This window comes from Luteipulveratus flavus, assembly GCF_029439465.1.
GTDB lineage: Bacteria > Actinomycetota > Actinomycetes > Actinomycetales > Dermatophilaceae > Luteipulveratus > Luteipulveratus flavus.
Genome location: NZ_JAROAV010000033.1, coordinates 82412 through 106644, shown reverse-complemented (window position 1 = coordinate 106644; position 24233 = coordinate 82412). Strand labels below are relative to the sequence as shown.

The following is a 24233-nucleotide window of genomic DNA, read 5'->3' as shown; positions in this document are numbered from 1 at the left end:
ACGTCCGGCCTCCTGGGCGCAACTACAGTTGAGCCCATGCCTTCTCCCTCCCGCAGCGTCGCGCTGGTGACCCTGGGCTGCGCTCGCAACGAGGTCGACTCCGAGGAGCTCGCCGGCCGACTGTCCGATCAGGGCTGGACGCTGGTCGAGGACGCCTCGGACGCCGACGTCGCCGTCGTCAACACCTGCGGCTTCGTCGAGCAGGCCAAGAAGGACTCCATCGACGCGCTGCTGGAGGCCGGCGACCTCAAGGAGAGCGGGCGGACCCAGGCGGTCGTCGCCGTGGGCTGCCTGGCCGAGCGGTACGGCGAGCAGCTGGCCGCCCAGCTGCCCGAGGCGGACGCCGTCCTGGGCTTCGACTCCTACCAGGACATGTCCAGCCACCTCGGCGCGATCCTCGACGGGCACGCACCGGCGTCCCACACCCCGAGCGACCGGCGCCGGCTGCTGCCGCTGTCGCCGGTCGCGCGCCAGGACGGCGCGGCGGGCGTGGCCCTGCCCGGTCACGGTGAGATCCGCCGCCCGGACGACGTCTCGATCGCCTCGCCCGCGTCCTCGCCGCGCGTGGTCCGCGCCCGCCTGGACGGCCGGCCGTGGGCTCCGCTGAAGATCGCCAGCGGCTGCGACCGGCGGTGTGCCTTCTGCGCGATCCCGATGTTCCGCGGCGCGTTCGTCTCCCGTCGGCCCTCGGACGTGCTCGCCGAGGCGCGCTGGCTCGGCCAGCACGACGTCAAGGAGATCTTCCTCGTCAGCGAGAACTCCACCTCGTACGGCAAGGACCTCGGCGACCTGCGGCTGCTGGACACGATGCTGCCCGAGCTCGTCGCGGTCGAGGGCATCGAGCGGGTCCGGGTGTCCTACCTGCAACCGGCCGAGATCCGCCCGGACCTGCTGGACGCCATGACCGCGACGCCCGGCGTGGTGCCGTACTTCGACATCTCCTTCCAGCACGCCTCGGAGCCGCTGCTGCGCCGGATGCGCCGCTTCGGGTCCCGGGAGGCCTTCCTCGGCCTCCTGGAGCAGGTTCGCGAGCGCAGCCCGCAGGCCGGCATCCGCTCCAACGTCATCGTCGGCTTCCCGGGCGAGACCGAGGCCGACCTGGAGGAGCTGGAGCAGTTCCTGGTCCACGCCCGGCTCGACGTCGTCGGCGTCTTCGGCTACTCCGACGAGGACGGCACCGAGGCCGAGACGTACGAGGCCAAGCTGCCCGAGGACGAGGTGGCGGCCCGGCTGGAGCACATCCGCACCCTCGTCGAGGAGCTGAACCTGCAGCGCGCCGAGGAGCGGGTCGGCGAGACCGTCGAGGTCCTGGTCGAGAGCCTCGGGGACGAGGACGACCCGCGTCCGGTCGGTCGCGCCGCGCAGCAGGGGCCGGACGTCGACGGCGTCACCTACCTGCCCGAGACGGCCGACGTCGTGGTGGGCGACATCGTGCGGGCCGAGGTCGTGGCGACCGAGGGCATCGACCTCGTCGCGGAGCGGCGATGATGCATCCCCCGGCGGCGACCCCCGACCCGGCCGCCCACCCGAGCGACGGCGTCAGCAACTGGAACGTCGCCAACTACCTGACGATGCTGCGCATCGCCCTGGTCCCGGTGTTCGGCTGGCTGCTGCTCGCCGACGGCGGCGAGTCCGACGGGATGCGGATCGCGGCCTTCGCGGTGTTCGCCGTCGCGTCGCTCACCGACCGCATCGACGGGGACCTCGCCCGCGCCCGCGGGCTCGTGACCGACTTCGGGAAGGTCGTCGACCCCATCGCCGACAAGGCGCTGATGGGGATGGCGCTCATCGGGCTGTCCCTCATCGACGAGGTGCCCTGGTGGATCACCGTCGTCATCCTGGTGCGCGAGATCGGCGTCACCCTGCTGCGGTTCGCGGTCATCCGGCACGGGGTCATGCCGGCCAGCCGCGGCGGCAAGCTCAAGACGGCCCTGCAGGCGTTCGCGATCGGTCTGTTCGTGCTGCCGCTGGAGGGCGTGCTGCACGGCATCGCCTGGGTCCTGATGGTCGCCGCGCTGGTGGTCACCGTGGTGACCGGCGTCGACTACGTCTTCCGGGCGGTGCAGCTGCGCCGCAACAGCGAGCGCACGGCAGCCCGACGGGCACGGCGACGGTCCCACCGGTGAGCGACGCGGCGGCACTCGTCCGCACGCTCACCGATCGCCACGAGACCGTGGCGTGCGCGGAGTCGTTGACCGGGGGCCTCGTCTGCGCGCGGCTCACGAGCGTGCCCGGCGCGAGCGCGGTCGTCCGCGGCGGCGTCGTGTCGTACGCCACGGACGTGAAGGCGGACGTTCTCGGCGTCGACGCCGGTCTGCTGGCCGCCGGCGGGGCCGTGCAGGCGCAGGTCGCGCTGCAGATGGCGGTCGGCGTACGCTCCCTGCTCGGCGCGACGTGGGGGCTGGCGACGACCGGCGTCGCCGGCCCGGACCCGCAGGACGGGTACGCCGTCGGGACCGTGTTCGTGGCCGCCGCGAGCGACGACGGCGCCCAGCACGCCGCTCTCACGCTGGACGGCGACCGCGAGCACATCCGCGCATCGACGGTGCAGGCCGTCCTGGACCTGCTGGGTGCTCGCCTGCGATCCTGAGGAGTCGGGCGCAGTCGGGCCCGGCTGGGTTTTCCACAGCATGGCTATGTACCGTGGATCGGCCCGGCGAGGTCCCTGACCTCGCCGTCGGCGTGTCCCGTCCGCAACGCCAAGGAAGGCGTATGACTACCAGCACGACCACTGCCACCACCACGCGAGAGCTGACCGTCAGGGGCATCGTCCTCGGTGGGATCATCACCCTGGTCTTCACCGCGGCGAACGTCTACCTCGGTCTCAAGGTCGGGCTGACGTTCGCCACCGCCATCCCCGCGGCGGTCATCTCCATGGCGATCCTGCGACGCATCGGCGGGACCAGCGTCCAGGAGAACAACATCGTCCAGACGATCGCGTCCGCGGCGGGCACGCTCGCGGCGATCATCTTCGTCCTCCCGGGCCTGATCATGATCGGCTGGTGGCAGGACTTCCCGTACTGGACCACCGTCGCGCTGTGCGCCATCGGCGGCACGCTCGGCGTCATGTACTCCGTGCCGCTGCGGCGCGCGCTCGTCACCGGCTCCGACCTGCCCTACCCCGAGGGCGTCGCCGCCGCCGAGGTGCTGAAGGTCGGGACGGGCACCGAGGGCGACGCCGACCAGAACGCCCGTGGCCTCAAGATCATCCTCAAGGGTGCGCTCGTCGCCGTGGCGTTCAACATCCTCGGCGCGCTCAAGCTCGCGAGCACCGAGGTGACGAAGGCCGTCCGGATCGGCTCCGGCGGGACCGCGTTCTCCGCGAGCCTGTCGCTGGCCCTCATCGGCGTCGGCCACCTGGTCGGCCTCACCGTCGGCGTCGCGATGCTCGTCGGCCTCGCGATCGCCTGGCTCGTGCTCGTGCCGATCTTCACCTCCGGTGAAGTCAGCGGAGCGGCCGTCGCGGACGTCGTGGACAAGACCTTCACCTCCGACGTGCGGTTCGTCGGCGCCGGCACGATCGCCGTCGCCGCGATCTGGACGCTGCTGCGGATCCTGGCCCCCATCGCCCGGGGCATCCGCGAGGCGTCGGCATCGGCGCGCGCCCGGCGTCAGGGCGACACCGTCGACATCACCGAGCGGGACCTGCCGATCACGATCGTCGGGGGCACGATCGTGCTGTCCCTGCTGCCCATCGGCCTGCTGCTGTGGACCTTCCTGAACGGCACCACCATCGGGGGCAGCACGGCGCTGACGATCCTGGTCAGCCTGGTGTTCGTCCTCCTGATCGGCGCTGTGATCGCCGCGGTGTGCGGGTACATGGCCGGCCTCATCGGCTCGTCGAACAGCCCGATCTCCGGCGTCGGCATCGTCGTGGTCCTGGTCGCGTCGCTGCTGATGGTCGTGGTGCACGGCCGCGACGGTGACGCGCACCAGGTGACCTCGCTGGTGGCGTACACGCTGTTCGTCACGGCGGTCGTGTTCAGCATCGCCACGATCTCCAACGACAACCTGCAGGACCTCAAGACCGGCCAGCTGGTCGGCGCGACGCCGTGGAAGCAGCAGGCCGCCCTCGTCGTCGGCGTGGTGTTCGGCTCGATCGTCATCGCGCCCGTGCTGAACCTGCTCAACTCCGCGTTCGGGTTCCAGGGCGCGCCCGGCGCCGGCGACAACGCCCTCGCCGCGCCCCAGGCGTCGCTGATCTCCGCCCTCGCCAAGGGCGTCTTCGGCGGTGACCTGGAGTGGGGCTACCTCGGGCTCGGCGCCGCCATCGGTGTCGTGGTGATCATCGTCGACGAGGTGCTCACGCGCAGGTCCCGGTTCAACCTGCCGCCGCTCGCGGTCGGCATGGGCCTCTACCTGCCGATGGCGCTCTCCCTGCTCATCCCGATCGGTGCCATCCTCGGCCACGTGTACGACCGGTGGGCCGACCGCCGCAACGACCCGGAGCACGCCAAGCGGCTCGGCGTCCTGATGGCGACCGGTCTGATCGTCGGCGACAGCCTCTTCGGGGTCGTGTACGCCGGCATCGTCGCCGGCTCCGGCAAGGACTCACCCCTGGCGATCGTGGGCGAGGGCTTCACCAGCTGGGCCAACGGCATCGGCATGATCGTCTTCGTCGCCGCGATCGGGTGGCTGTACTCCTCCACCCGCGGGACCGTCCGCAACGAGGAGCGGATCACGGCTGACCGCACCGGCTGACCCCGCCTCGCCCCGCCCCGAAGCGCGGCCGCCCCGCCCCCACGCCCGAGACGACTGAGTCACTCGAATCTGACCGGCTTGCACGCAGGTCCGACTCGAGTGACTCAGTCGTCTGTTCGGCTCGGCTCTGGCGCTGGGCCTGGCTCCCGTCGGACCTGGGGGGTCCGGACGCAGGCCGGTGGTGGGTCAGTCGGGCTCGGCGGCCGGCGGACGGCCGCGGCGGGGGAGCGGGCCCGCGTCCTCGGGCAGCCGGCCCGCCCGCTGCAGGGCCTCGCGCAACGCCATCTCCACCTGCGCGTTGACGCTGCGCAGGTCGTCGGCCGCCCAGCGCGCGAGCGCGCGGTGGACGGCGGGGTCGAGCCGCAGCAGCACCGCCTTGCGCTCGGCGCCGCCCGGGTCCGGGGGAAGCGTCATGGCGGGGTCAGGTGTAGAGGCTGCCGGTGTTGACGACCGGGGTCGCTCGCTGGTCGCCGCACAGCACGACGAGCAGGTTGGAGACCATGGCCGCCTTCCGCTCCTCGTCCAGGTGCACGACGTCCTGACCCTCCAGCCGGTTGATCGCCATCTCCACCATCGACACGGCGCCCTCGACGATGCGCTCGCGCGCCGCGATGATCGCGCTGGCCTGCTGCCGCTGCAGCATCGCCTGGGCGATCTCCTGGGCGTACGCGAGGTGGCTGATGCGGACCTCGAGGATCTCGACGCCGGCGATCACGACGCGGTCGGCCACCTCGTGGGCGAGCTCGCCGGAGACGACGTCGGTGGAGCCGCGCAGCGACGTGCCGCTGCCGTCGGGGTTGTCGTACGGATGGGTGGTCGCGACGTGGCGCAGCGCCGCCTCGGACTGCACGCGCACGAAGTCGGTGTAGTGCTCGACGGAGAAGGTCGCCTTGGCCGTGTCCGCGACCTGCCACACGATGATGGCGGCGATCTCGACCGGGTTGCCGTCGGCGTCGTTGACCTTCAGTGCGTTGGTCTCGAAGTTGTTGACCCGCACCGAGACGTTCCGGCGCGTGGTGAAGGGCATCACCCAGGTGAGCCCCGTCCGTCGCACCGTGCCGACGTAGCGGCCGAAGAACTGCACGACCCGCGTCTGGCCCGGCTGGATGACCACCAGCGGCGTGGCGACGAGGAAGGCCACGACCGCCAGCGCCACCCCCGCCGCCGGGACGCCCGCCCCGAACGCGACGACCGCCGCGACGACGAGGGCCAGCGCGACCAGGAGCGCGAGGAAGCCGTTCATGGCCCAGGCCGGGCGTTCGTCGATGTCGACCCGCAGGCCCCGGTGCCCCACCGGCTGCGCGCTGGGCGGCTGCTCCTCCGGCCCGGGCGCGCTGTCGCCGTGGTGGCTCGCCGCGTTGGCGCCCGCGGGTCGCGCGGGTTGCTCCGGGCGCTGATCATTGCTCATGGTCGTCCCCGTTCGTCTGCTATCAAAATGATATCACTTTAATGCGGAACATCTCGCCCTGTCGATGGCGTTGACGCAGACACTGACCATCGAACAGAACGGCGTCGGTGCCGAGAGGTACGGTGGTCGCAGGAGATCAGCACACGACACCGCGAGGAGGGCGTCATGATCCTGCTCCGTCGAGAGCTCGGCGACGTGCTCCGCCACCAGCGCCAGACGCAGGGCCGCACGCTGCGCGATGTGTCTGCGGCCGCCAAGGTCTCGCTGGGCTACCTCAGTGAGCTCGAGCGTGGCGAGAAGGAGGCGTCCTCCGAGCTGCTGGCGGCGATCTGCGCCGCACTCGGGCTCCAGCTGTCCGAGACGCTCATGCTGGTGACCGAGAAGGTTGCCGTCGCCGAGGCCCTGTCCCAGCCGGTGCGCCTCCCGATCACCCCCGAGGTCGCCCGAGAGGTCGTCTCCCCGGCCGCCTGAGACGCGTCCTCGCAGGTCAGCGGGCGCCCAGCGGGCGCTGCCGCCGACCGTCGTCAGTGGGGGCCAGGCCGCCCTGGCAGCGCGGGCAGTAGAACATCGTCCGGTCCCGTGGCGCAGTCCCGATCATCGCCACCCGTACGGGCGCGCCGCACCGGCGGCACGGTCGACCGCTGCGCCCGTGCACCGAGGTCGGCTCCCGTGGGTCCCCGGTGAGGGCGGGGCGGGACGTCTCCACGCTCCCGGCGATCATCCGCCGGGCTCGTCGCACGATGCCGGTCAGGGTCGCGTCGTCCAGGCCCGACACGGGGGACCACGGGTTCACCCGCTGCACGAACAGTGGCTCCGCGGTGAAGATGGTCCCGAGGCCGGCGAGGTTGCGCTGGTCGAGCAGCGCGGCCCCGACCGGCTGCTCGCCCGCCGCCCGCAGTCGTCGTAGCGCCTCCCCCTCGTCCCAGTCCGCACCCAGGACGTCGGGGCCGAGGTGGCCGACGAGCGAGTGCTCCTCACCGGTCGGTACCAGGTCGAGCATGCCGAGCCGCCAGCCGAGCGCGGCGTGCGTGTCGGTCGCGAGCAGCGCCCGCAGGTCGGTCGCGTGCGCCATCCGGGAGGAGACCCTCGACCGCTCGGTGACCTGCCAGCGCCCGTCCATCCGCAGGTGGGTATGAAGCGTGAGACCGCCCTCGATGCGGTGCAGCAGGTGCTTGCCCCGACTGACCACCTCGATCGTCCGTCGGCCGGTCAGCTCAGCCGGACGGCGCAGGTCCCAGCGCAGCTCGGCGACCGCCAGCGTCCGCCCGGCCAGACCGCGGTGCAGTCGCCGGGCGGTCCGCAGAACCGCATCACCCTCGGGCATCGGTCACTCCGGCTGGTAGACGCCCAGCTCGTTGCCGGCGAGGTCGGTGAACATGAAGCGGCGCCCGCCGGGGTAGGCGTACGGCGCGGTGCTGATGGTGCCGCCGGCGTCGCGAACCGCCTGCTCGGCGGCGGCGAGGTCGTCCGAGCGCAGCAGCACGAGCGGGCCACCCGCTCCGCCGGCCCGCTCGCCGTTCAGCCCGCCCATCTCGTCGTCGCCGTCGGCACGCTGGATCCCGGCGTAGTCAGGCCCGTAGTCGGTGAACTCCCAGCCGAACGCGGCGGCGTAGAACGCCTTCGCCGCAGCGACGTCCGGGGCGCCGAGCTCGATGTAGTCGATGCTGTGATGGGTGACCATGGGCCGAGCGTACGGGCGGGGTCGGACACTCAGGCCCGCCTGGCCGACCGCTCCGCGGAGTCGTCGTCCAGCTGCCCCGAGCGCAGCCCGTCGCGCACGATCGCGTCGACGGTCTGCTCCACCGTGAGGTCGGAGGTGTCGATCCACCACCCCCAGTCGGCGAGCGTCTCCCGCATCTGCGCGCTGATCGGCTCGCCGCCGGGCGGGACCAAGCCGTTGACGGTGAGCTCGTGCTGGATCAGGTCGCCCTCGATGCACGCCGAGCGGGGGAAGCGTCCGGCGAGCGCACGCGCGACGGTGGTCTTCCCGGCGCCGGGGACGCCGACGATCAGGACGACACGGGCCCGGGTCTGGCGCGGCTCGATCGGCATGGCGTCACGATCGCAGACGCAGCCCCCTCGGTGTCGTGTGGAACCCGGCAGCCGTCAGTGCCTCGGCCAGCGGATGGGAGGAGCCCAGGAGCTGGTCGCCGTCGGCCTTGGCGACCGTGAGCTGACCCAGGGCCCCCTCGCGGACCGCGAGGGCCAGCGCGTCGGCCGCGGAGCGCAGGTCCTCCGGATCGTCGCTCCACGACAGCAGCGTCTTGCCGCCGCGCTCGACGTAGAGCACCAGGGCGCCGTCGACCAGGACGACCAGAGCGCCGGCCTTGCGCCCCGGCTTGTGCCCGCCGGCCGACCGGGAGCCCCCGCCCTCGGTGTCGCTCGCGTCGCCGGTCGGGCGCTCGGGCCACCCGAGCGCGGCGCCGTACGGGTTGGCCGGGTCCGCGGCGGCGAGGACGACCGCGCGCGACTCCTCCTGGCGGGCCGGCTGGTCCCACGGGTTGCGGGGGCTCCCCAGCGGCTTGCTCTGCGCGCGCAGCCGGTCGACCGCACCCGCGCCGGCGAACTGGGATGCGCCCAGGCCCTCGACGAAGTAGCCGCGCCGCACCCGGCCGGACTCCTCGGCGGTGGCGAGCACGCGGTAGACGGACGCGAAACCACCCGTCACCCCCTCGGCCGCGACCGTCCCGCGGGTCACCACGCCGTGCCGGTCCAGCAGCACCTCGGCCTGGGCGAGTGCACGCACGGTCGCGCTCGGCTCCACGGGCGGCAGCGTGGCCCAGCGGCCGACGCCCGTCGGCGGCCCGCTGCGACGCGGGACCGGCGGTCGCCCCGACCCGATGGCGCCGAGCCCGGCGCGGCCGGCGTGGCGGGACCGCCTCGGTCCGCTGCGGCGCGCCCGGTGGGTCGTCCGGCCGCCCGACAGCAGGGCTCGTAGGGGCGCGATGGTGTCGGCGCCGACGTGGCCGCTCCAGACGAGGTCCCACAGCGCCCCCAGCAGCTTCTCGTCATCGGTCGAGCCGAGCGCGTCCGAGAGCGTGCGGAATAAGTAGGCGCCCCCGCCGTCGAGCGCGTCCAGCACCGACTCATGGACGGGCTCCAGGACGAACGTCGCGTCCGGCGGCGCCAGGGTGAGGTGGGCGGAGTCGGCGAGATGGAGCGACACCCAGCCGTCGTCGCCGGGCAACGCCGCGTGGCCCTGCCACAGCACCTCACCGGAGGACATCAGCTCGTCCAGCAGGGCGGGGGAGTAGCCGACGACTCGCGAGGGCAGCACCAGGGTCTCCAGCGCGCTGGCCGGGACCTGCGCTCCGGACAGCTGCTCCACCGCACGGAGCAGGCCGTCGACCCCACGCTGCCCGGAGCCCACACCCTGCCAGGCCGGCAGGAACCGGGCCAGGTCGACGGCGGGCACCGGCTCCACCTCGGCGCGCAGCGACGCGAGCGAGCGGCGCTTGAGGACCCGCAGCACCTCGGCGTCGCAGAAGTCCATCGCGTGCGCCGCGCCCCCGAGCTCGGCCGGTCGCAGCTCGCCCTCCACGACCCTGCCGGCCGCGACGAGGCGCCGCAGGCCGTCCTGCACCACCGCTTTGCCCAGGCCCAGCGCGGCGGCTGCTTCGGCAGCGGTGAACGGCCCACGGGTACGGGCGTACCGGGCGAGCAGGTCACCGAGCGGGTCCGCGACGGGCTCCAGGAACGCGGCCGGCAGCCCGACGGGCAGCGCCGCACCGAGCGCGTCGCGCAGCCGGGCGGCGTCCTCCACGGCGGCGACCGTCTCCTGCTGGGCGACCCGGACGCGGATCAGCCGGCGGGTCCGGACCAGGCTCTCGACCCAGTCCTCGACGTGCGGACGCCCCTCCTCGGTGGTGCGCTCGCGGATCTGCTCCGCCGACAGGGGACCGAGCCAGCGGACCAGGTCGGCGAGGTCCTCGGCGTCCCGGCAGCGACGCTCGTCCACCAGGCGTTGCAGCTCGGCCTCGGTGCGCCGGATGACGTCGACGTCCAGCAGGTCGCGCAGGGCCGCACCCTCGCCGCGGCCGAGCAGCTCACCCAGCAGCGACGGGTCGAGCGCCAGCGCGGCCGCGCGCCGCTCGGCCAGCGGGGAGTCGCCCTCGTACAGGAACTGCGCGACGTACCCGAACAGCAGGCTCTTGGCGAACGGCGAGGGCGTGCTCGTCTCCACCTCGACGAGGCGCACGCGCCGGGCGGCCAGGTCACGCATGAGGTCGACCAGGCCGGGCACGTCGTACACGTCCTGGACGCACTCGCGGACGGCCTCGAGGACGATCGGGAACGAGGGGTAGCGGCTGGCCACCTCCAGCAGCTGGGCGGACCGCTGGCGCTGCTGCCAGAGCGCCTGACGGCGGCCGGGGTTGCGCCGCGGCAGCAGCAGCGCCCGCGCAGCGCACTCCCGGAAGCGCGCAGCGAACAGCGCTGAGCCACCGATCTCGTTGGTCACGACGTCGTGCACGTCGTCCGGGTCCAGCAGGATCGTCGACATCAGCTCGCGGCTCAGGTCGGAGCCCTCGGTGACGTCCAGGTCGAGCAGCCGGAAGACGATGCCGTCGTCACCGTGCATGGACTGCACGTCGACCCCGAACTTCTCGCGCAACCGCGCCGCCACGCACAGCGCCCACGGCGCGTGCAGCTGCGCACCGAACGGGGAGTGCACGACGACCCGCCAGTCGCCGAGCTCGTCGCGGAACCGCTCGACGACGATCGACCGGTCGTGCGGGACGTGCCCGGTCGCCTCCTGCTGCTCGCGCAGGTAGGAGAGCAGGTTGTCGCCCGCCCAGGTGTCCAGGCCGGCGGTCGCGACGCGCTCCCGGGCGGCGGCGTCGTCGAGGGCGATGACCTCGCGCACGAAGCCGCCGACGGCGCGACCGAGCTCGGCCGGGCGGCCCGGCGCGTCGCCCTTCCAGAACGGCAGCCGCCCCGGCTGACCGGGTGCGGGCGTGACGAGCACCTGGTCGTGCGTGATGTCCTCGATGCGCCAGCTGGTGGTGCCGAGGGTGAAGACGTCGCCGACGCGCGACTCGTAGACCATCTCCTCGTCCAGCTCGCCGACCCGGCGCCCGGGGCCGTCGGAGCCGGCCAGGAAGACGCCGTACAGCCCCCGGTCGGGGATGGTGCCGCCGCTGGTGACGGCCAGCCACTGCGCGCCGCGGCGGCCGGACAGCACTCCCGTCACGCGGTCCCAGACCAGCCGGGGACGCAGCTCGGCGAACTCGTCGCTCGGGTAGCGCCCGGAGAGCATGTCCAGCACCGACTCCAGGATCGAGCGGGGCAACCCGGCGAACGGCGTCGCCCGCCGGGTCAGCTGCTCCAGGTCATCGACGGACCAGTCGTCCATCGAGCACATGGCGACGATCTGCTGGGCGAGGACGTCCACGGGGTTGGCGGGGACGTGCAGCGACTCGATCCCGCCGCTGCGCATCCGCTCCACGACCACCGCCGTCTGGACGAGGTCGCCGCGAAACTTCGGGAACAGCACGCCTCGCGAGACCGCGCCGACCTGGTGGCCGGCGCGACCGACCCGCTGCAGGCCGCTGGCCACACTCGGCGGGGACTCGACCTGGATCACCAGGTCGACCGCGCCCATGTCGATGCCCAGCTCGAGCGAGCTGGTGGCGACCACCGCGGGCAGCCGGCCGGCCTTGAGGTCGTCCTCGACCTGGGCACGCTGCTCCTTGCTGACCGAGCCGTGATGGGCGCGCGCCAGGACCGGCGGTGCGCCGTGGCTCTGGCCCGACTGCGCCATCAGCTGCGCAGGCGTGCCGGTCGGCTGCGGACCGCCGACGCCCGCACCGGCCTCGTCCCCGGTGGCCGCTGCCTCCAGCCGCTCCTGCCAGATCTCGTTGAGCCGCGCCGTCAGCCGCTCGGCGAGCCGCCGGGAGTTGGCGAACACCAGGGTGGACCGGTGGTCGGCGACGAGGTCGACGATGCGTTCCTCGACGTGCGGCCAGATCGAGGCGCGCTCCTGCGGGTCGTCGGTCCCGGCCCCCGGGGTCTCGCCGATCTCGGTCATGTCCGGGACCGGCACGACGACCTCGAGGTCCCAGGACTTCTCCGACGGCGGCTGGACGGTGGTCACGGGGCGTCCGCCCGCGAGGTAGCGGGCGACCTCCTCGACCGGTCGCACGGTCGCGGAGAGGCCGATGCGCTGCACGAGCCGGTCGAGCATCGCGTCCAGCCGCTCCAGCGACAGCGCGAGATGGGCGCCGCGCTTGGTGCCGGCCACGGCGTGGACCTCATCGACGATGACCGTCTCGATGCCGGCCAGCGCCGCGCGCGCGCTGGAGGTCAGCAGCAGGAAGAGGGACTCGGGCGTGGTGATGAGGACGTCGGTCGGCCGTCGCTGGAACGCCCGGCGCTCCTGCGCCGGGGTGTCACCGGAGCGGACGGCCACGGACACGTCGGGCTCGGGCAGGCCGAGGCGGGACGCGGCGTGCCGGATGCCGACGAGCGGCGAGCGCAGGTTGCGCTCCACGTCGACCGCCAGGGCCTTCATGGGCGAGACGTAGAGCACCCGGCAGCGGCTCATCGGGTCCTCGGGCACGGGCAGGGCGGCGAGCCGGTCCAGCGCCCACAGGAACGCCGACAACGTCTTGCCCGAGCCGGTGGGTGCCACGACCAGGGTGTGCTGGCCGGAGCTGATCGCCTCCCAGGCGCCCGCCTGCGCGGCCGTCGGGTCGCGGAAGCTGCCCGTGAACCACTCCCGGGTGGCCGGCGAGAACCGGTCGAGGACGTCGTGCGGCATGCCGCTCAGCCTGCCACCGCCGTACGACAGCGCCTCGTCGCATACTGGATCGATGGCGGACGCCGCGCGCCGCAGGGCGGAGGACGCGATGCGCGCGACCCCTCGCACCCTCTTCCTGCCGCCGGAGGAGGTCGGTCAGGCGGGCGTGGACGCGCCCTTGTCGATCGGCTCGGGTCAGACCTGCTCGCAGCCCCGAACGGTCCTGGACATGCTGGAGCTGCTGGATGTGGGCGAGGGCGACCGCGTGCTCGACGTCGGATCCGGTTCCGGCTGGACGACGGCGATCCTGGCGGAGCTGGTGGGCGCGGGCGGCCGGGTGGTCGGGGTCGAGCGGGTGCCCGAGCTGTGCGAGCGCGCCGGCCGCGCCCTCGCGTCGGTCGACCGGCCGTGGGCTGACGTCCGGGAGGCTGCGCGGGGAGTGCTCGGCGCGCCGGACGAGGCGCCCTTCGACCGCGTGCTGGTGTCCGCGATGGCCGACCGGCTCCCGGCGTCCCTGGTGGACCAGCTGCGGGAGGGCGGCGTGCTCGTCGTACCGGTCGCCGGACGGATGACCCGTGTGTTGCGCCGAACGGACCACCTCGACGTCGAGGAGCACGGTGCGTACCGGTTCGTTCCGCTGGTGGTGGACGGCGACGACTGGTAGCCAGGGGTGATGACGACGTCACGGCCCACGCTCACCATCACCCGTACCGGAGGGATCGCCGGATTCCGGGACCGCATCACGATCGAGCCGGACGGCCGGGTCGAGGTCAGCAACCGGGGTACCCCCGACGGTGAGTCGGGCCGGCTCGTCGAGGACTGGCAGGAGCGGGTGAGCACGGCGAGCGCTGCGGTCGACTGGACCGACCTGGGGAGCGAGCCGCCGACCACTCGTCACCCGGACGACATGATCGTGGCCGTGCGGACCGACGACGGGGTCGCGCGCACCGACGACGACCGGCTGGGCGACCTCGGCCCGCTGGCGCAGGACTTGGTCACCGACCTGATGGGCGGCATCGAGGCGTCGACCTCGTGCCGACCGGACTGACGCGGCCGCCGAAGGAGGAAGGAGCGGCCGCGTCAGGGCCGGGTCAGCCGGTCGTGACGGAGGTGTCGTCGACGACGAAGCTGGTCTGCAGGGACGCGTCCTCGGTGGAGGCGAACTTCACCGTGATCGTCTTGCCCTTGTACGCCGACAGGTCCAGCGTCTTCTGGGCGTAGGTCGTGCTCGTGCCGACGTTGGAGTGCGTCGCGAGCGTGGTCGTCGTGGTCCCGCTGACGACCTGGACCTTCATCGTGTCGTACACCGTGCTGCCGGTCTCGGCGGTGTCGGAGCGCAGCCAGTACGACAGTGTCGGCGCGGTGGCCGTCGAGGGGATCGCCACCGACTGCGACTCGCTCTCGGTCGAGGTCGAGCCGTTGCCGCCGAGCCACATCTTCCAGCTGCCCGTACGCGCCGGCCGGCTGGTGCTGCTGGTGATCGGGCCGGAGGTGCCGGTCCAGTCCACCGCGCCGGACTCGAAGCCGGGGTTCTTGAGCAGGTTCGTGCCGGTGGGAGGCGGCGTCGTCGTCCCGTAGTCCTTGACCGCGTACGCCCACGTCATGTGCCCGATGGCGTCGATGTTGCGGTCCAGCGCGGTGAGGTCCAGGTTGGTGCTGGTGTCGCACGAGGAGTGGTAGCACGGGTCGAACGCACGACCCGCCGTCCCGCCCCACTTGCTCGCCTGCGCCGACGTCTTGGTGGTCTCCGCGCCGGTGAACGTGCCGGCCGTCGGGATGCCGAGGGAGCGGAACGCCGCGTGGTCCGAGCGGCCCTGCACGTCGATGTACTCCCAGGGAATGCTCTTGCTCGTGAAGTACGCGGTGAGGTCGTCGCGCGCTCCGTTGCCGGCCGGGTTGTCGTCGTAGACGAAGTAGCCCGGGTTCGGCGAGGCGATCATGTCGAAGTTGAGGTAGACCGCGATCTTGGCGCGCTCGGTCGAGGACAGGTTGTTCACGTAGTACTTCGAGCCGAGCAGGCCGAGCTCCTCGGCGCCCCAGAACCCGAACCGCAGCCGGTTCTTGGGCGTCTGGCCGCTCTTGGCGTAGGTCAGCGCGGTCTCCAGGATGCCGGCGCTGCCCGAGCCGTTGTCGTTGATGCCGGGCCCGCTGGAGACGCTGTCCAGGTGCGCGCCCTGCATGACGACGTGGTTCGGGTCGCCGTACGGCCACTCGGCGATCAGGTTGTAGGAGGTGCCGGCGCTGGTGGAGAACGACTGGACGGTCGTGGTGTAGCCGGCCGCGTCCAGCTTCGACTTCACCCAGTCGATCGACGCCTTGTAGCCGGACCGGCCGGTGTAGCGGTTGCCGCCGTTGGCGTTGGCGATGCTCTGCAGCTGGTCGAGGTGGGCCTTGGTGTTGGTGACGGAGATGTCGGGGTCGGCGAGCGTCGGCGTGCTGGCCGAGGCGGCCGGCACGATCGTCGCCGCGCAGGCGACGACGACGGCCGCGCCGTAACGCAGGAGGGAGGTACGCATGAGGTGTCCTTCGGGGGAGGAGCTGGCTGGGACGGGACCGGCCGCCGTCCCTCCGTGCGGGAGGAACGGCGGCCGGCGGGGAGGTACCGGTCTGGCGAAGGTCAGCCGGCGTTCACGGCGACGTCGTCGAAGACGAAGCTGGTCTGCAGCGAGGAGTCCTCGTTGGCCAGGAACTTCAGCGTGATCGTCTTGCCCTTGTACGCCGACAGGTCGAACGTCTTCTGGCTGTAGGTGCTGTTCGTGCCCACGTTGCTGTAGGAGGCGAGCGTGGAGGTGGTGGTGCCGGAGATGACCTGGACCTTGGCGGTGTCGTACGCCGTCGAGCCGGACTCGGCGGTGTCCGTGCGGACCCAGTAGGTGAGCGAGGCCGAGGCGGCGGTCGAGGGGATCGTCACGTTCTGCTGCTCGGACTCACTCGCGGTGCTGCCGTTGCCACCCAGCCACAGCTTCCAGCTGCCGGCGTGCGCCGGACGGCCGCTGTCGTTGGTGATCGGGCCGGACGTGCCGGTCCAGCTCGTCGCGCCCGACTCGAAGCCACCGTTGGCGACCAGGTTGCTGCCCGTGGGCGGCGGGTCGGTCGGACCCGAGGTGCCACAGGTCTCGGTGCCCGCGGGGACCGAGATGGCCGAGAACGCGTTGGCGACACCGGTGCACTCGGCCGAGCCCGAGCCGTACAGGTCCTTGGCCGACTTGATCGCACCGTTGCGAGCGGCGGCGTAGTTGCTGGTGCTCGTGAGGTAGGTCGACAGCGTGCGGTACCAGATCTTGGCGGCCTTGTCCCGGCTGATGCCGGTCACGGTCGAGCCGTTGCAGGTCGGGCTGTTGTAGCTGACGCCGTTGATCGTCTTGGCGCCCGAGCCCTCCGAGGCCAGGTAGAACCAGTGGTTCAGCGGGCCGGAGGAGTAGTGCGGGTCGAGGCCGCCGACCGAGGAGGACCAGCAGTCCTTGGAGCCGCCGTCCTTGGAGGGCTTGTCCATGTAGCGCAGCGGGGTGCCGTTGCCGTTGAGGTCGATGACCTCGCCGATCAGGTAGTCGGGCACGTCCTTGGGGTTGTTGGCGTAGAACTCGACCGCGGTGCCGAAGATGTCCGAGGTCGCCTCGTTGAGGCCGCCGGCGTCGCCGGAGTAGTTCAGACCGGCGGTGTTCTCGGTGACGCCGTGGCTCATCTCGTGACCCGACACGTCCAGCTCGGTGAGCGGGTGGGAGTTGCCCGAGCCGTCGCCGTAGGTCATCTGGGTGCCGTCCCAGAAGGCGTTGACGTAGTTGCTGCCGTAGTGGACCCGCGAGCGGGCGCCGGTGCCGTTGTTCCAGATGCCGTTGCGGCCCTGGACGTTCTTGTAGTAGTCGAACGTCTTCTCGGCGCCGTAGTGCGCGTCGACGGCGGCGGACTGGCGGTTGCTGTTGCTGCCGGTGCCCCAGACGTCGTCGCTGTCGGTGAAGGTGGTGCCGTTGCCGCTCGTGGCGCCGTTGAGGTCGGTCGTGTAGTTGCCGACCGAGTCCTTCATCGTGTACGCGCCGGAGCTGCCGGTCGTGCCGATGCTGACCTGGCCGACGTAGATGCCGTTGCCGGTGCCCTCGACGATCTCGTCGTTGGTGCCGAGCACGGCGCCGGTCTCGGCGTCGACGTAGGTGTGCAGACGGCTCGGGGTCTGGTCGGCCTTCACGCCCGTGGTGAGGACGTCGTAGGCCAGGCGCGGACCGGAGGCGTTGCCCGCGTAGACGACGAGCTCGCCCTGGCTGGACGCGGCCGAGGACTTCTCGGCGATGGCGGTGCGCTTGCCCGCGGCGAGCGCGTTGGACTTGCTGACCGACGGCGTGGTCGAGTCGACGGCGACGTTCTTGCCGGAGCCGTTCCAGCTGACGCTCTTGACGTCACCGGACTTGGCGTTGTGGCTGACGAAGTCACCGCCGATGACGCGCAGGCCCTTGAAGGTCCGGTTGTAGCGCACGTGCTTGGTGCCGTTGGCGTCGGTGATGACGTCCTTGACGACGAGCTTCTCGTCGCTGTCCAGGCCGAGCTTGCGGGCGTTGTCGTCCGCACCGGCCTGCGCCGCGGCGAGGGCCTGGCTGCGCGCCTGGACCGCCGAGGGAACAGAGGCGGGGACGGAGCCGAAGGCGCTCATGTTCGGGCAGAGGGCGACGGCTGAGGCCAGGGTCGTGCCGGCCACAACTAGCTTGAGGTGTTTCACGGGTTTCCTCCTCGGGGGCGGCCGCCGGTCTGGCGGTCGGGAGAGCCCTCAGTCGTCGCACTCGACCAGTCGTGTGCTTGTTCTGGTGGGCCGCCCGAAGATTCGTCGTTCTGGTTGCCTCGCGGCAAGACACCTGACGGTCACCGGCGTGAGATTTGGCGTTCCGCAGAGGAATGACGTCGTGCAGCACGCCGAACGTCAAGAGACAACAGATGAACATTCAAGACTCTGTATTGATGTTCCGACCTCGCTCGACCGGCTCGTGGAACGCCGCCACTCCCGGTCCGGGGCGCCGACCGGCCCCCGATCCGGGGCGCTCGGCGGGCACCGTCCCGCCTCCGGAGGCAAGTCGTAGAGCGACCGAAAACACCTGCGAGGCAACGTTATTCGCAGCGCCGACTGACGCTCGTCCACCCCGACCGAACCGGCACCTGCGCACGGTGGGCGAGCAGCTGCCCGCCCACCGTGCGAGCCGTCATTCGGCCGGACGGTTCACAGGCTGCTGCTGGGTGATGCAGTGGATGCCGCCGCCCCGGGCGTAGATCTCCCGTGCATCGACCCCGACCACGCGGCGGCCGGGGTAGACCTCCCGCAGCACCTCGAGTGCTCGCGCGTCGTGCGGGTCGTCGAAGGTGCACGCGATGACGCCGCCGTTGACGACGAGGTGGTTCACGTAGCTGTAGTCCACCGGCCCCTCATGGTCGAGAAGCGTTGCAGGAGCGGGGATCCGGACGATCGACAGTGGTGTGCCGGAGGCGTCCACCTGGGTCTCCAGGAAGGAGATCACCTCGGCGCTGACGGCGTGATCGGGATGACGCGGGTCCTCCTGGTCGTGCACCAGCACGACACCGGGGGCAGGCATCGTCGCCACGATGTCGATGTGCCCGCGGGTGCCGAACTCCTCGTAGTCGCGGGTCAACCCGCGAGGAACCCAGATCACCCGGGTCGCGCCGATGGTGCGCGCGAGCTCGGCCTCGATGTCCGTCCTGGAGGCTCCGGGGTTGCGCCCGGGGTCGAGCTGGACGGTCTCGGTGACGAGCACGGTGCCCTCGCCGTCGACGTGGATCCCACCGCCCTCATTGACGATCGGCGAGTCGATCACCTTGGCGCCGGCCTCCTGACCGACGAAGCGTCCGATGCGCGCGTCCTGGTCCCAGGTGGCCCACTCCTGCCCGCCCCAGCCGTTGAACACCCAGTCGACCGCCCCCAGCCGGCCGTCCTCGTCGAGCACGAAGGACGGTCCGATGTCGCGCATCCACGCGTCGTCCAGCGGCGCCTCGTGCAGCGTCACCCGCGGGTCGAGGTACGCCGTGGCGTCCTGCACGGCGGAGGGGTCGACGACCATGCGGACCGGCTCGAACTCCACGACGGCGTTCGCGACGGCCGCCCAGGTGCGCCGCGCCGCGTCGGCCGCTGCGGGGGAGTCACCGAGGGTGTAGCCGGCGTGCGGCCACGCCATCCAGGTGCAGGCGTGCTCAGCCGTCTCCGACGGCATCCGCCAGCGCGTCATGGCTCGACGTGCCGCTCGTGCTCGGGACGGACGGGCGCGGCGAGCGCGGCGTAGGAGTCCGGGCGACGGGTGGCGAGGAAGGGGAACAGGTCCAGCCAGTCCTTGCGCTGGCTCAGGTCCAGGTCGGCGACCAACGCCGCCGCCCGGTCCCGAGGGGCCTGGACGAGGACGCGGCCGTACGGGTCGGCGATGAAGGAGCTGCCGTAGAAGGTGATCAGGCCCTCCGTGCCGTACCGGTTCGGGACCACGACGAACAGTCCGTTGGCGATGGCGTGGCCGACGATGGTGTGCTGCCACAGCGGCTGGGTGTCGAACTCCGGGTGGTCCGGCTCGGACCCGATCGCCGTGGGGTAGGCGAGGACGTCCGCGCCGCCGAGGGCGTACAGGCGAGCGACCTCGGGGAACCACTCGTCCCAGCAGGTCGGCATCCCGAGTCGTACGCCCGCCTCGTCGAGGGGGACCACCGGGTAGGCGTCCTCCGGCGGACCCGGGCGGAAGTACTTGTCCTCGTAGTAGCCCGCGGTCACGGGGATGTGCGTCTTGCGAGTACGTGCGACGAGCCGGCCGTCGGGCGCGACCAGGACCGCGGTGTTGAAGCCCAGGCCGTCACCCTGCTCGGCCTTCTCGTAGAGGGAGGCGTGCACGAGGGCGCCCGACTCGGCCGCGGCTCGGCGGGCGAAGGCCACGGTCGGCCCGTCGTCCAGGCTCTCGGCGAGGTCGGACGGCGTGCCCTGCGGGAGTGCATCGGCCGGGTACCGCGACAGCGTCAGCTCCGGGAGGAACACGATCCGGGCGCCGGCGTCGGAGGCCGTCGTGATGCCGTCGAGCAGGGTGTCTTGCAGGCGGTCGGCGTCCTCGTCCCAGGCGTGCTGGACCAGACCGACGCGCAGCGGTGCGCGGTCGGGCTGGTCGACGCGTGCCCACGACGTGGGTACGGACGGCGCGGTGATGAGCTCCATGCGGGTCAGTATCGCGGGTGCGTCGCGTGGTCCCGGGGCCGCGGTGCCGCGGTGAGCGCAGGCCCGGCCGTGTGAGACGGTCTCGTGGTGCGGATGAGCGAGTTCTGGGTACTGATGGACGACGAGTTCGGTCCGTCGTACAGCCGGGTCCTCGCCCGCAACCACGTGATCCACGCCCTCGGCGACCTCACGGCCGAGCAGGCGCTCGAGGCGCAGCGCAGGCCCCGGGACGTCTGGCTCGCGCTGTGCGACGACATGGGCGTGCCGCCCGAGCGCCGTCTCGGCGTCGATCGTCCTGTCCGCGACAACCCCAGGGAGCCGTAGGTGAAGCGCACCGTCTCCTCCGTCCTCAACCTCCAGGTGGGCTCGCCCTCCCGCGTCGTGCTGCAGCTGGCCGTCGCGCCCCGACCGGGGCTGACGGTCGAGGACTCCCTCACGGTGACGGCCCAGGGGGAGGCCCGGGACGTCACCGCACTGATCGGGCAGCACGACGGCATCAGCCACGTGGTCGACCTCGAGCCCGGCCAGCACGAGGTCCGCTACGAGGCGACCGTCACCGGTGTGGCGGAGCCCTACGACGACGGCCTCGCCGACCGGCTGGTCTACCTGCTCCCGAGCCGCTACTGCGAGTCCGACCGGCTGATGGGGACGGCGCGCGAGGAGTTCGAGGGTCTGACGGGGATGGAGCTGGTCCGTGCGGTACGCGCCTGGGTCAAGAAGCGCACGGCGTACGTCGTCGGCTCCTCCCGGGTGACCGACAGCGCGATCAACACCTTTCTCGCGCGCGACGGGGTCTGCCGGGACTTCGCGCACCTCACCGTCGCGATGCTGCGCGCTCGCGAGGTGCCGGCCCGCCTGGTCGCCTGCTACGCACCCGGTCTGGTCCCGATGGACTTCCACGCGGTCGCCGAGGCCTACGTCGACGGGCAGTGGCACGTCGTGGACTCCACCGGACTCGCACCGCGCCAGTCGCTGCTGCGGATCTCGACCGGACGCGACGCCGTCGACACCTCCTTCCTCACCCGCTTCGGCGGCCGGTCCACGTTGCGCGGGATGCGCGTGACCGCGCTGCTGGAGGGAAGCCTGCCGACCGACGACCACGCGTCCTCCGTCGTCATGGCCTGAGGTCGGGCAGGCCGTTCCCGGCCGGTCGGTCGGCGGACCGCGACTCCCGACACGCGGTACGGCGAGTCGTACGGCACTCGTACGCATGTTCGGATAGGTTGTGCACAGGTGCCCATCTCGACGGTCGTCCTTCCACAGCGTGCGCGGACGACGGCGACGGCTGTCGGTGCAGGCTCCTAGCGTCTGACTCGTACCGAGGTCCATCGCACGCGTGGGCTGAGGTCGGTCGCCGGGAGGCGCGTCCGCCCACGTTGTCGAAGGAGAGCCAGATGGCACCCGCACCCAAGTCAGCCCCCGTCGTCGGGGACAAGCACAAGTCGCTCGACGTCGTCCTGTCGCAGATCGAGAAGTCGCACGGCAAGGGCGCGGTCATGCGTCTGGGCGACGACATCCGCCCGCCGATCGAGGTGATCCCCACCGGCGCCATCGCGCTGGACGTCGCACTCGGCATCGGCGGCCTCCCGCGTGGCCGCGTCGTCGAGGTCTACGGCCCGGAGAGCTCGGGTAAGACGACCGTGGCCCTGCACGCGGTGGCCAACGCCCAGCGGGGCGGCGGCATCGCCGCGTTCATCGACGCCGAGCACGCACTCGACCCGGAGTACGCCAAGAAGCTCGGCGTCGACACCGACGCGCTGCTGGTCAGCCAGCCCGACACCGGTGAGCAGGCGCTGGAGATCGCGGACATGCTGATCCGGTCCGGCTCGCTGGACATCATCGTCATCGACTCGGTGGCCGCGCTCGTGCCGCGCGCCGAGATCGAGGGCGAGATGGGTGACAGCCACGTCGGTCTGCAGGCCCGCCTGATGAGCCAGGCGCTGCGCAAGATCACCGGTGCGCTGAACAACACGGGCACGACGGCGATCTTCATCAACCAGCTGCGCGAGAAGATCGGGGTGATGTTCGGCTGCTTCTCCTACGGCACGATGGTCACCCTTGCGGACGGGTCACAGGAGAAGATCGGCAAGATCGTCAACCAGAAGATGCCGGTCGAGGTCATGACCTACGACCCGGTGGCCGACGCCGTCGTCGCCCGTCCGGTGACGAACTGGTTCGACAACGGCCCGGCGCAGCGGTTCTTGCAGCTCACGGTCGAGAAGTCCGGCGGCAACGGCAGGTCGCAGTTCGCCGCCACCGAGAACCACCTGATCCGTACACCGGGTGGTTGGCGCGAGGCCGGGGAGATCATCGCCGGCGACCGGGTGATGTCCGCCGAGACGGCACGGCTGAGCGAGCAGCAGTGGCAGGTCGTCCTGGGTGGCCTTCTCGGTGACGGGCATCTGGCGCCAAACCTGCGGTCCCGCAGAGGTGTCCGGTTCCGGATGGGTCACGGGTCGGCCCAGTCGGCCTACGCCGACTGGAAGGCCTCCCTTCTGGGAAACATCAGCCAGTCGCGCACTGTTCGCCCGAACGGCGCGGTGCACATCGACCTGACGCCTCTGCCGGAGCTCGCGGAGGTTCGTGAGTCGATGTACTGGGGTGACGGGAAGAAGTGCGTCACGGAGGAGTACCTCAAGGCGCTGACGCCACTGGCACTGGCGATCTGGTACATGGACGACGGGAGTCTCTCGATCCGATCGAAGGGCGTGCAGGAGCGCACGCTCGGGGGTTCGGGGCGGGTGGAGATCTGTGTCGAGGCGATGAGCGAGGGGTCCAGGACTCGCATGGCGGAGTACCTTCGCGACTCTCACGGCGTGGAGTGCCGCGTGCGTCTGTCCGGCGCAGGGCAGAAGGCCGTTCTGTCCATGACGCGAGCGGGTACAGACGTCTTCCTCGATCTGGTGGCGCCGTTCGTCCACCCGTCGATGGCGTACAAGCTGCTTCCGCGGCAGCGGGGCCGGTTCGCGGTCGAGCCGGAGTTCATCGAGCCGTACGAGGTCCTGGTGCCCTCCCGCGTGCTCGACGTGCACGTCAAGCCGCCGACCCGTTCGATGCATCGCTTCGACATCGAGGTCGATGGGACGCACAACTACTTCGTCGACGGGGTGATGGTGCACAACAGCCCGGAGACCACGACCGGTGGTAAGGCGTTGAAGTTCTACGCGTCCGTCCGGCTGGACGTCCGTCGCATCGAGACGCTCAAGGACGGCTCGGAGCCCGTCGGCAACCGGACGCGCGTCAAGGTGGTCAAGAACAAGGTCTCCCCGCCGTTCAAGCAGGCGGAGTTCGACATCCTCTACGGCCAGGGCATCTCCCGTGAGGGTGGCCTGATCGACATGGGGGTCGAGCACGGCTTCGTGCGCAAGTCGGGCGCCTGGTACACCTACGAGGGCGACCAGCTGGGGCAGGGCAAGGAGAACGCCCGCAACTTCCTCAAGGACAACCCCGACCTCGCCGACGAGATCGAGAAGAAGATCAAGGAGAAGCTCGGCGTGGGTCCGCAGGTGGACAAGCCCACCGAGGCTGCACCGGCGGGTGAGGTGCCGGTCGAGTTCTGATCGTGACGCGACCGTTCGATCGGCCTGCCGGGCCTCCTCCCGCGTTCGCGCAGCAGGAGACCCGGCCGGCCCGGCAGTCCAGCGCCCGGCGCCCGGACGTGCCCGACGACCCCGGACGTGCCGCGGCGCAGGACGTCGAGCCCGACGCGCACGAGGTGGCTCGCGCCATCGTCCTGCGTCAGCTGACCATGGCGCCCCGCAGCCGTCAGCAGCTGGCCGACAAGCTCCGGCAGAAGGGCTGTGACGAGCAGGTCGCCCACGAGGTGCTCGACCGGATGGAAGAGGTCGGTCTGGTCGACGACGAGGCGTACGCCCAGCTGGTCGTCCGCAGCCAGCAGTCCGGTCGTGGTCTGGCCCGCCGCGCCTTACGCCAGGAGCTGCGCCGCAAGGGCGTCGACGACGACGTCGCCGGCGCGACCTTGGAGCAGATCGGTGACGAAGAGGAGAAGGAGCGGGCCCGCGAGCTCGTCGCCAAGAAGCTGCGCTCGATGCACGGTCTCGACGCTGCGGTGCAGACCCGGCGGCTCGCCGGGATGCTGGCCCGCAAGGGGTACTCGTCCTCGGTGTCCTGGCAGGTCATCCGCGAGGCGATCACGGATGCGCCCGAGCACCAGCCGGACTGACGCGTCAGGATCGGCCCGTCCTGACCAG

General features: G+C 71.6%; 21 protein-coding genes and 2 pseudogenes. 13 read left to right on the top strand and 10 right to left on the bottom strand.

From position 1 onward, the window contains the following. Window positions 1-36: 36 nt before the first annotated feature. From rimO to P4R38_RS13685, 4 genes are all read left to right on the top strand, one after another. Window positions 37-1488 (top strand): 30S ribosomal protein S12 methylthiotransferase RimO, encoded by a 1452-nt coding sequence (rimO, locus tag P4R38_RS13700; protein ID WP_277192616.1) that lies wholly within the window; start codon window positions 37-39, stop codon window positions 1486-1488. Continuing rightward, window positions 1485-2126, top strand: coding sequence for a CDP-diacylglycerol--glycerol-3-phosphate 3-phosphatidyltransferase (pgsA, locus tag P4R38_RS13695; RefSeq protein WP_275238756.1), 642 nt, complete (start codon window positions 1485-1487; stop codon window positions 2124-2126). Before rimO ends, pgsA begins: the two co-directional genes overlap by 4 nt. After that, the gene (locus P4R38_RS13690; protein WP_277192615.1) at window positions 2123-2590 is read left to right on the top strand and encodes a CinA family protein; all 468 of its coding nucleotides are present in this window, start codon (window positions 2123-2125) and stop codon (window positions 2588-2590) included. The genes pgsA and P4R38_RS13690 overlap by 4 nt, the downstream gene beginning before the upstream one ends. Before the next feature lie 122 nt (window positions 2591-2712). Next, the gene (locus P4R38_RS13685) at window positions 2713-4701 is read left to right on the top strand and encodes an OPT family oligopeptide transporter (RefSeq protein WP_277192614.1); all 1989 of its coding nucleotides are present in this window, start codon (window positions 2713-2715) and stop codon (window positions 4699-4701) included. Between the two features lie 186 nt (window positions 4702-4887). Here the strand turns inward: P4R38_RS13685 and P4R38_RS13680 are convergent, their stop codons facing one another. Next, window positions 4888-5115 (bottom strand): hypothetical protein, encoded by a 228-nt coding sequence (locus P4R38_RS13680; RefSeq protein WP_277192613.1) that lies wholly within the window; start codon window positions 5113-5115, stop codon window positions 4888-4890. Between the two features lie 7 nt (window positions 5116-5122). Continuing rightward, window positions 5123-6109: an SPFH domain-containing protein gene (locus P4R38_RS13675; protein WP_277192612.1), complete on the bottom strand. Its 987-nt coding sequence runs from the start codon at window positions 6107-6109 to the stop codon at window positions 5123-5125. Between the two features lie 165 nt (window positions 6110-6274). On the opposite strand from P4R38_RS13675, the gene P4R38_RS13670 reads away from it, so the two are divergent. Further along, complete coding sequence (locus tag P4R38_RS13670) at window positions 6275-6580, top strand: helix-turn-helix domain-containing protein (RefSeq protein WP_277192611.1); 306 nt, start codon at window positions 6275-6277, stop codon at window positions 6578-6580. A gap of 16 nt (window positions 6581-6596) precedes the next feature. Here P4R38_RS13670 and P4R38_RS13665 read toward each other — a convergent pair whose 3' ends face one another. The 4 genes from P4R38_RS13665 to P4R38_RS13650 are packed head-to-tail and all read right to left on the bottom strand — an operon-like array spanning window position 6597 to window position 12869. Beyond that, a complete protein-coding gene (locus tag P4R38_RS13665) occupies window positions 6597-7433 on the bottom strand; it encodes a DNA-formamidopyrimidine glycosylase family protein (protein ID WP_277192610.1) in 837 nt (278 codons plus the stop codon). A gap of 3 nt (window positions 7434-7436) precedes the next feature. Further along, window positions 7437-7790 carry a VOC family protein gene (locus tag P4R38_RS13660; RefSeq protein WP_277192609.1) on the bottom strand — a complete coding sequence of 118 codons (354 nt, stop codon included), beginning with the start codon at window positions 7788-7790 and terminating at the stop codon, window positions 7437-7439. Between the two features lie 29 nt (window positions 7791-7819). Then, entirely contained in the window at window positions 7820-8161 is a 342-nt protein-coding gene (locus P4R38_RS13655) for a zeta toxin family protein (RefSeq protein WP_277192608.1), read from the bottom strand. A gap of 4 nt (window positions 8162-8165) precedes the next feature. Continuing rightward, window positions 8166-12869, bottom strand: coding sequence for an ATP-dependent helicase (locus P4R38_RS13650; RefSeq protein WP_277192606.1), 4704 nt, complete (start codon window positions 12867-12869; stop codon window positions 8166-8168). A 52-nt stretch (window positions 12870-12921) separates the two neighbouring features. Between P4R38_RS13650 and P4R38_RS13645 the strand changes: the two genes are divergently transcribed. Continuing rightward, on the top strand, window positions 12922-13512 hold the full coding sequence (locus P4R38_RS13645; protein ID WP_277192605.1) for a protein-L-isoaspartate O-methyltransferase family protein: 591 nt from the start codon (window positions 12922-12924) through the stop codon (window positions 13510-13512). A 9-nt stretch (window positions 13513-13521) separates the two neighbouring features. Beyond that, a complete protein-coding gene (locus P4R38_RS13640; protein WP_275238745.1) occupies window positions 13522-13896 on the top strand; it encodes a hypothetical protein in 375 nt (124 codons plus the stop codon). Between the two features lie 43 nt (window positions 13897-13939). Here P4R38_RS13640 and P4R38_RS13635 read toward each other — a convergent pair whose 3' ends face one another. The 4 genes from P4R38_RS13635 to P4R38_RS13620 form a co-directional block, all read right to left on the bottom strand. After that, window positions 13940-15364, bottom strand: a complete 1425-nt coding sequence (locus P4R38_RS13635) for a M20/M25/M40 family metallo-hydrolase (RefSeq protein WP_277192603.1) — start codon at window positions 15362-15364, stop codon at window positions 13940-13942. Window positions 15365-15465: 101 nt separating this feature from the next. Next, window positions 15466-17553 carry a M4 family metallopeptidase gene (locus P4R38_RS13630; protein ID WP_275238743.1) on the bottom strand — a complete coding sequence of 696 codons (2088 nt, stop codon included), beginning with the start codon at window positions 17551-17553 and terminating at the stop codon, window positions 15466-15468. Between the two features lie 475 nt (window positions 17554-18028). Further along, window positions 18029-19063: an agmatine deiminase family protein gene (locus P4R38_RS13625; protein WP_277192602.1), complete on the bottom strand. Its 1035-nt coding sequence runs from the start codon at window positions 19061-19063 to the stop codon at window positions 18029-18031. Further along, window positions 19060-20022, bottom strand: a complete 963-nt coding sequence (locus P4R38_RS13620) for a nitrilase-related carbon-nitrogen hydrolase (RefSeq protein ID WP_277192601.1) — start codon at window positions 20020-20022, stop codon at window positions 19060-19062. Before P4R38_RS13620 ends, P4R38_RS13625 begins: the two co-directional genes overlap by 4 nt. Window positions 20023-20109: 87 nt before the next feature. On the opposite strand from P4R38_RS13620, the gene P4R38_RS13615 reads away from it, so the two are divergent. The 6 genes and pseudogenes from P4R38_RS13615 (at window position 20110) to P4R38_RS13590 (ending at window position 24205) form a co-directional block, all read left to right on the top strand. Then, a complete protein-coding gene (locus tag P4R38_RS13615) occupies window positions 20110-20346 on the top strand; it encodes a DUF3046 domain-containing protein (protein WP_275238740.1) in 237 nt (78 codons plus the stop codon). Then, window positions 20347-21147: a transglutaminase-like domain-containing protein gene (locus tag P4R38_RS13610; protein WP_277192600.1), complete on the top strand. Its 801-nt coding sequence runs from the start codon at window positions 20347-20349 to the stop codon at window positions 21145-21147. Between the two features lie 269 nt (window positions 21148-21416). Beyond that, a pseudogene (recA, locus tag P4R38_RS13605) lies at window positions 21417-22052 on the top strand (recombinase RecA); the annotation flags it as partial. Further along, window positions 22044-22895 (top strand): annotated as a pseudogene (locus tag P4R38_RS13600) (intein-containing recombinase RecA); the annotation flags it as partial. The pseudogenes recA and P4R38_RS13600, both read left to right, overlap by 9 nt. Before the next feature lie 180 nt (window positions 22896-23075). Beyond that, window positions 23076-23582 carry a hypothetical protein gene (locus P4R38_RS13595; RefSeq protein ID WP_409201269.1) on the top strand — a complete coding sequence of 169 codons (507 nt, stop codon included), beginning with the start codon at window positions 23076-23078 and terminating at the stop codon, window positions 23580-23582. 2 nt (window positions 23583-23584) lie between these two features. Then, entirely contained in the window at window positions 23585-24205 is a 621-nt protein-coding gene (locus tag P4R38_RS13590) for a regulatory protein RecX (RefSeq protein WP_346770760.1), read from the top strand. Window positions 24206-24233 lie beyond the last annotated feature (28 nt).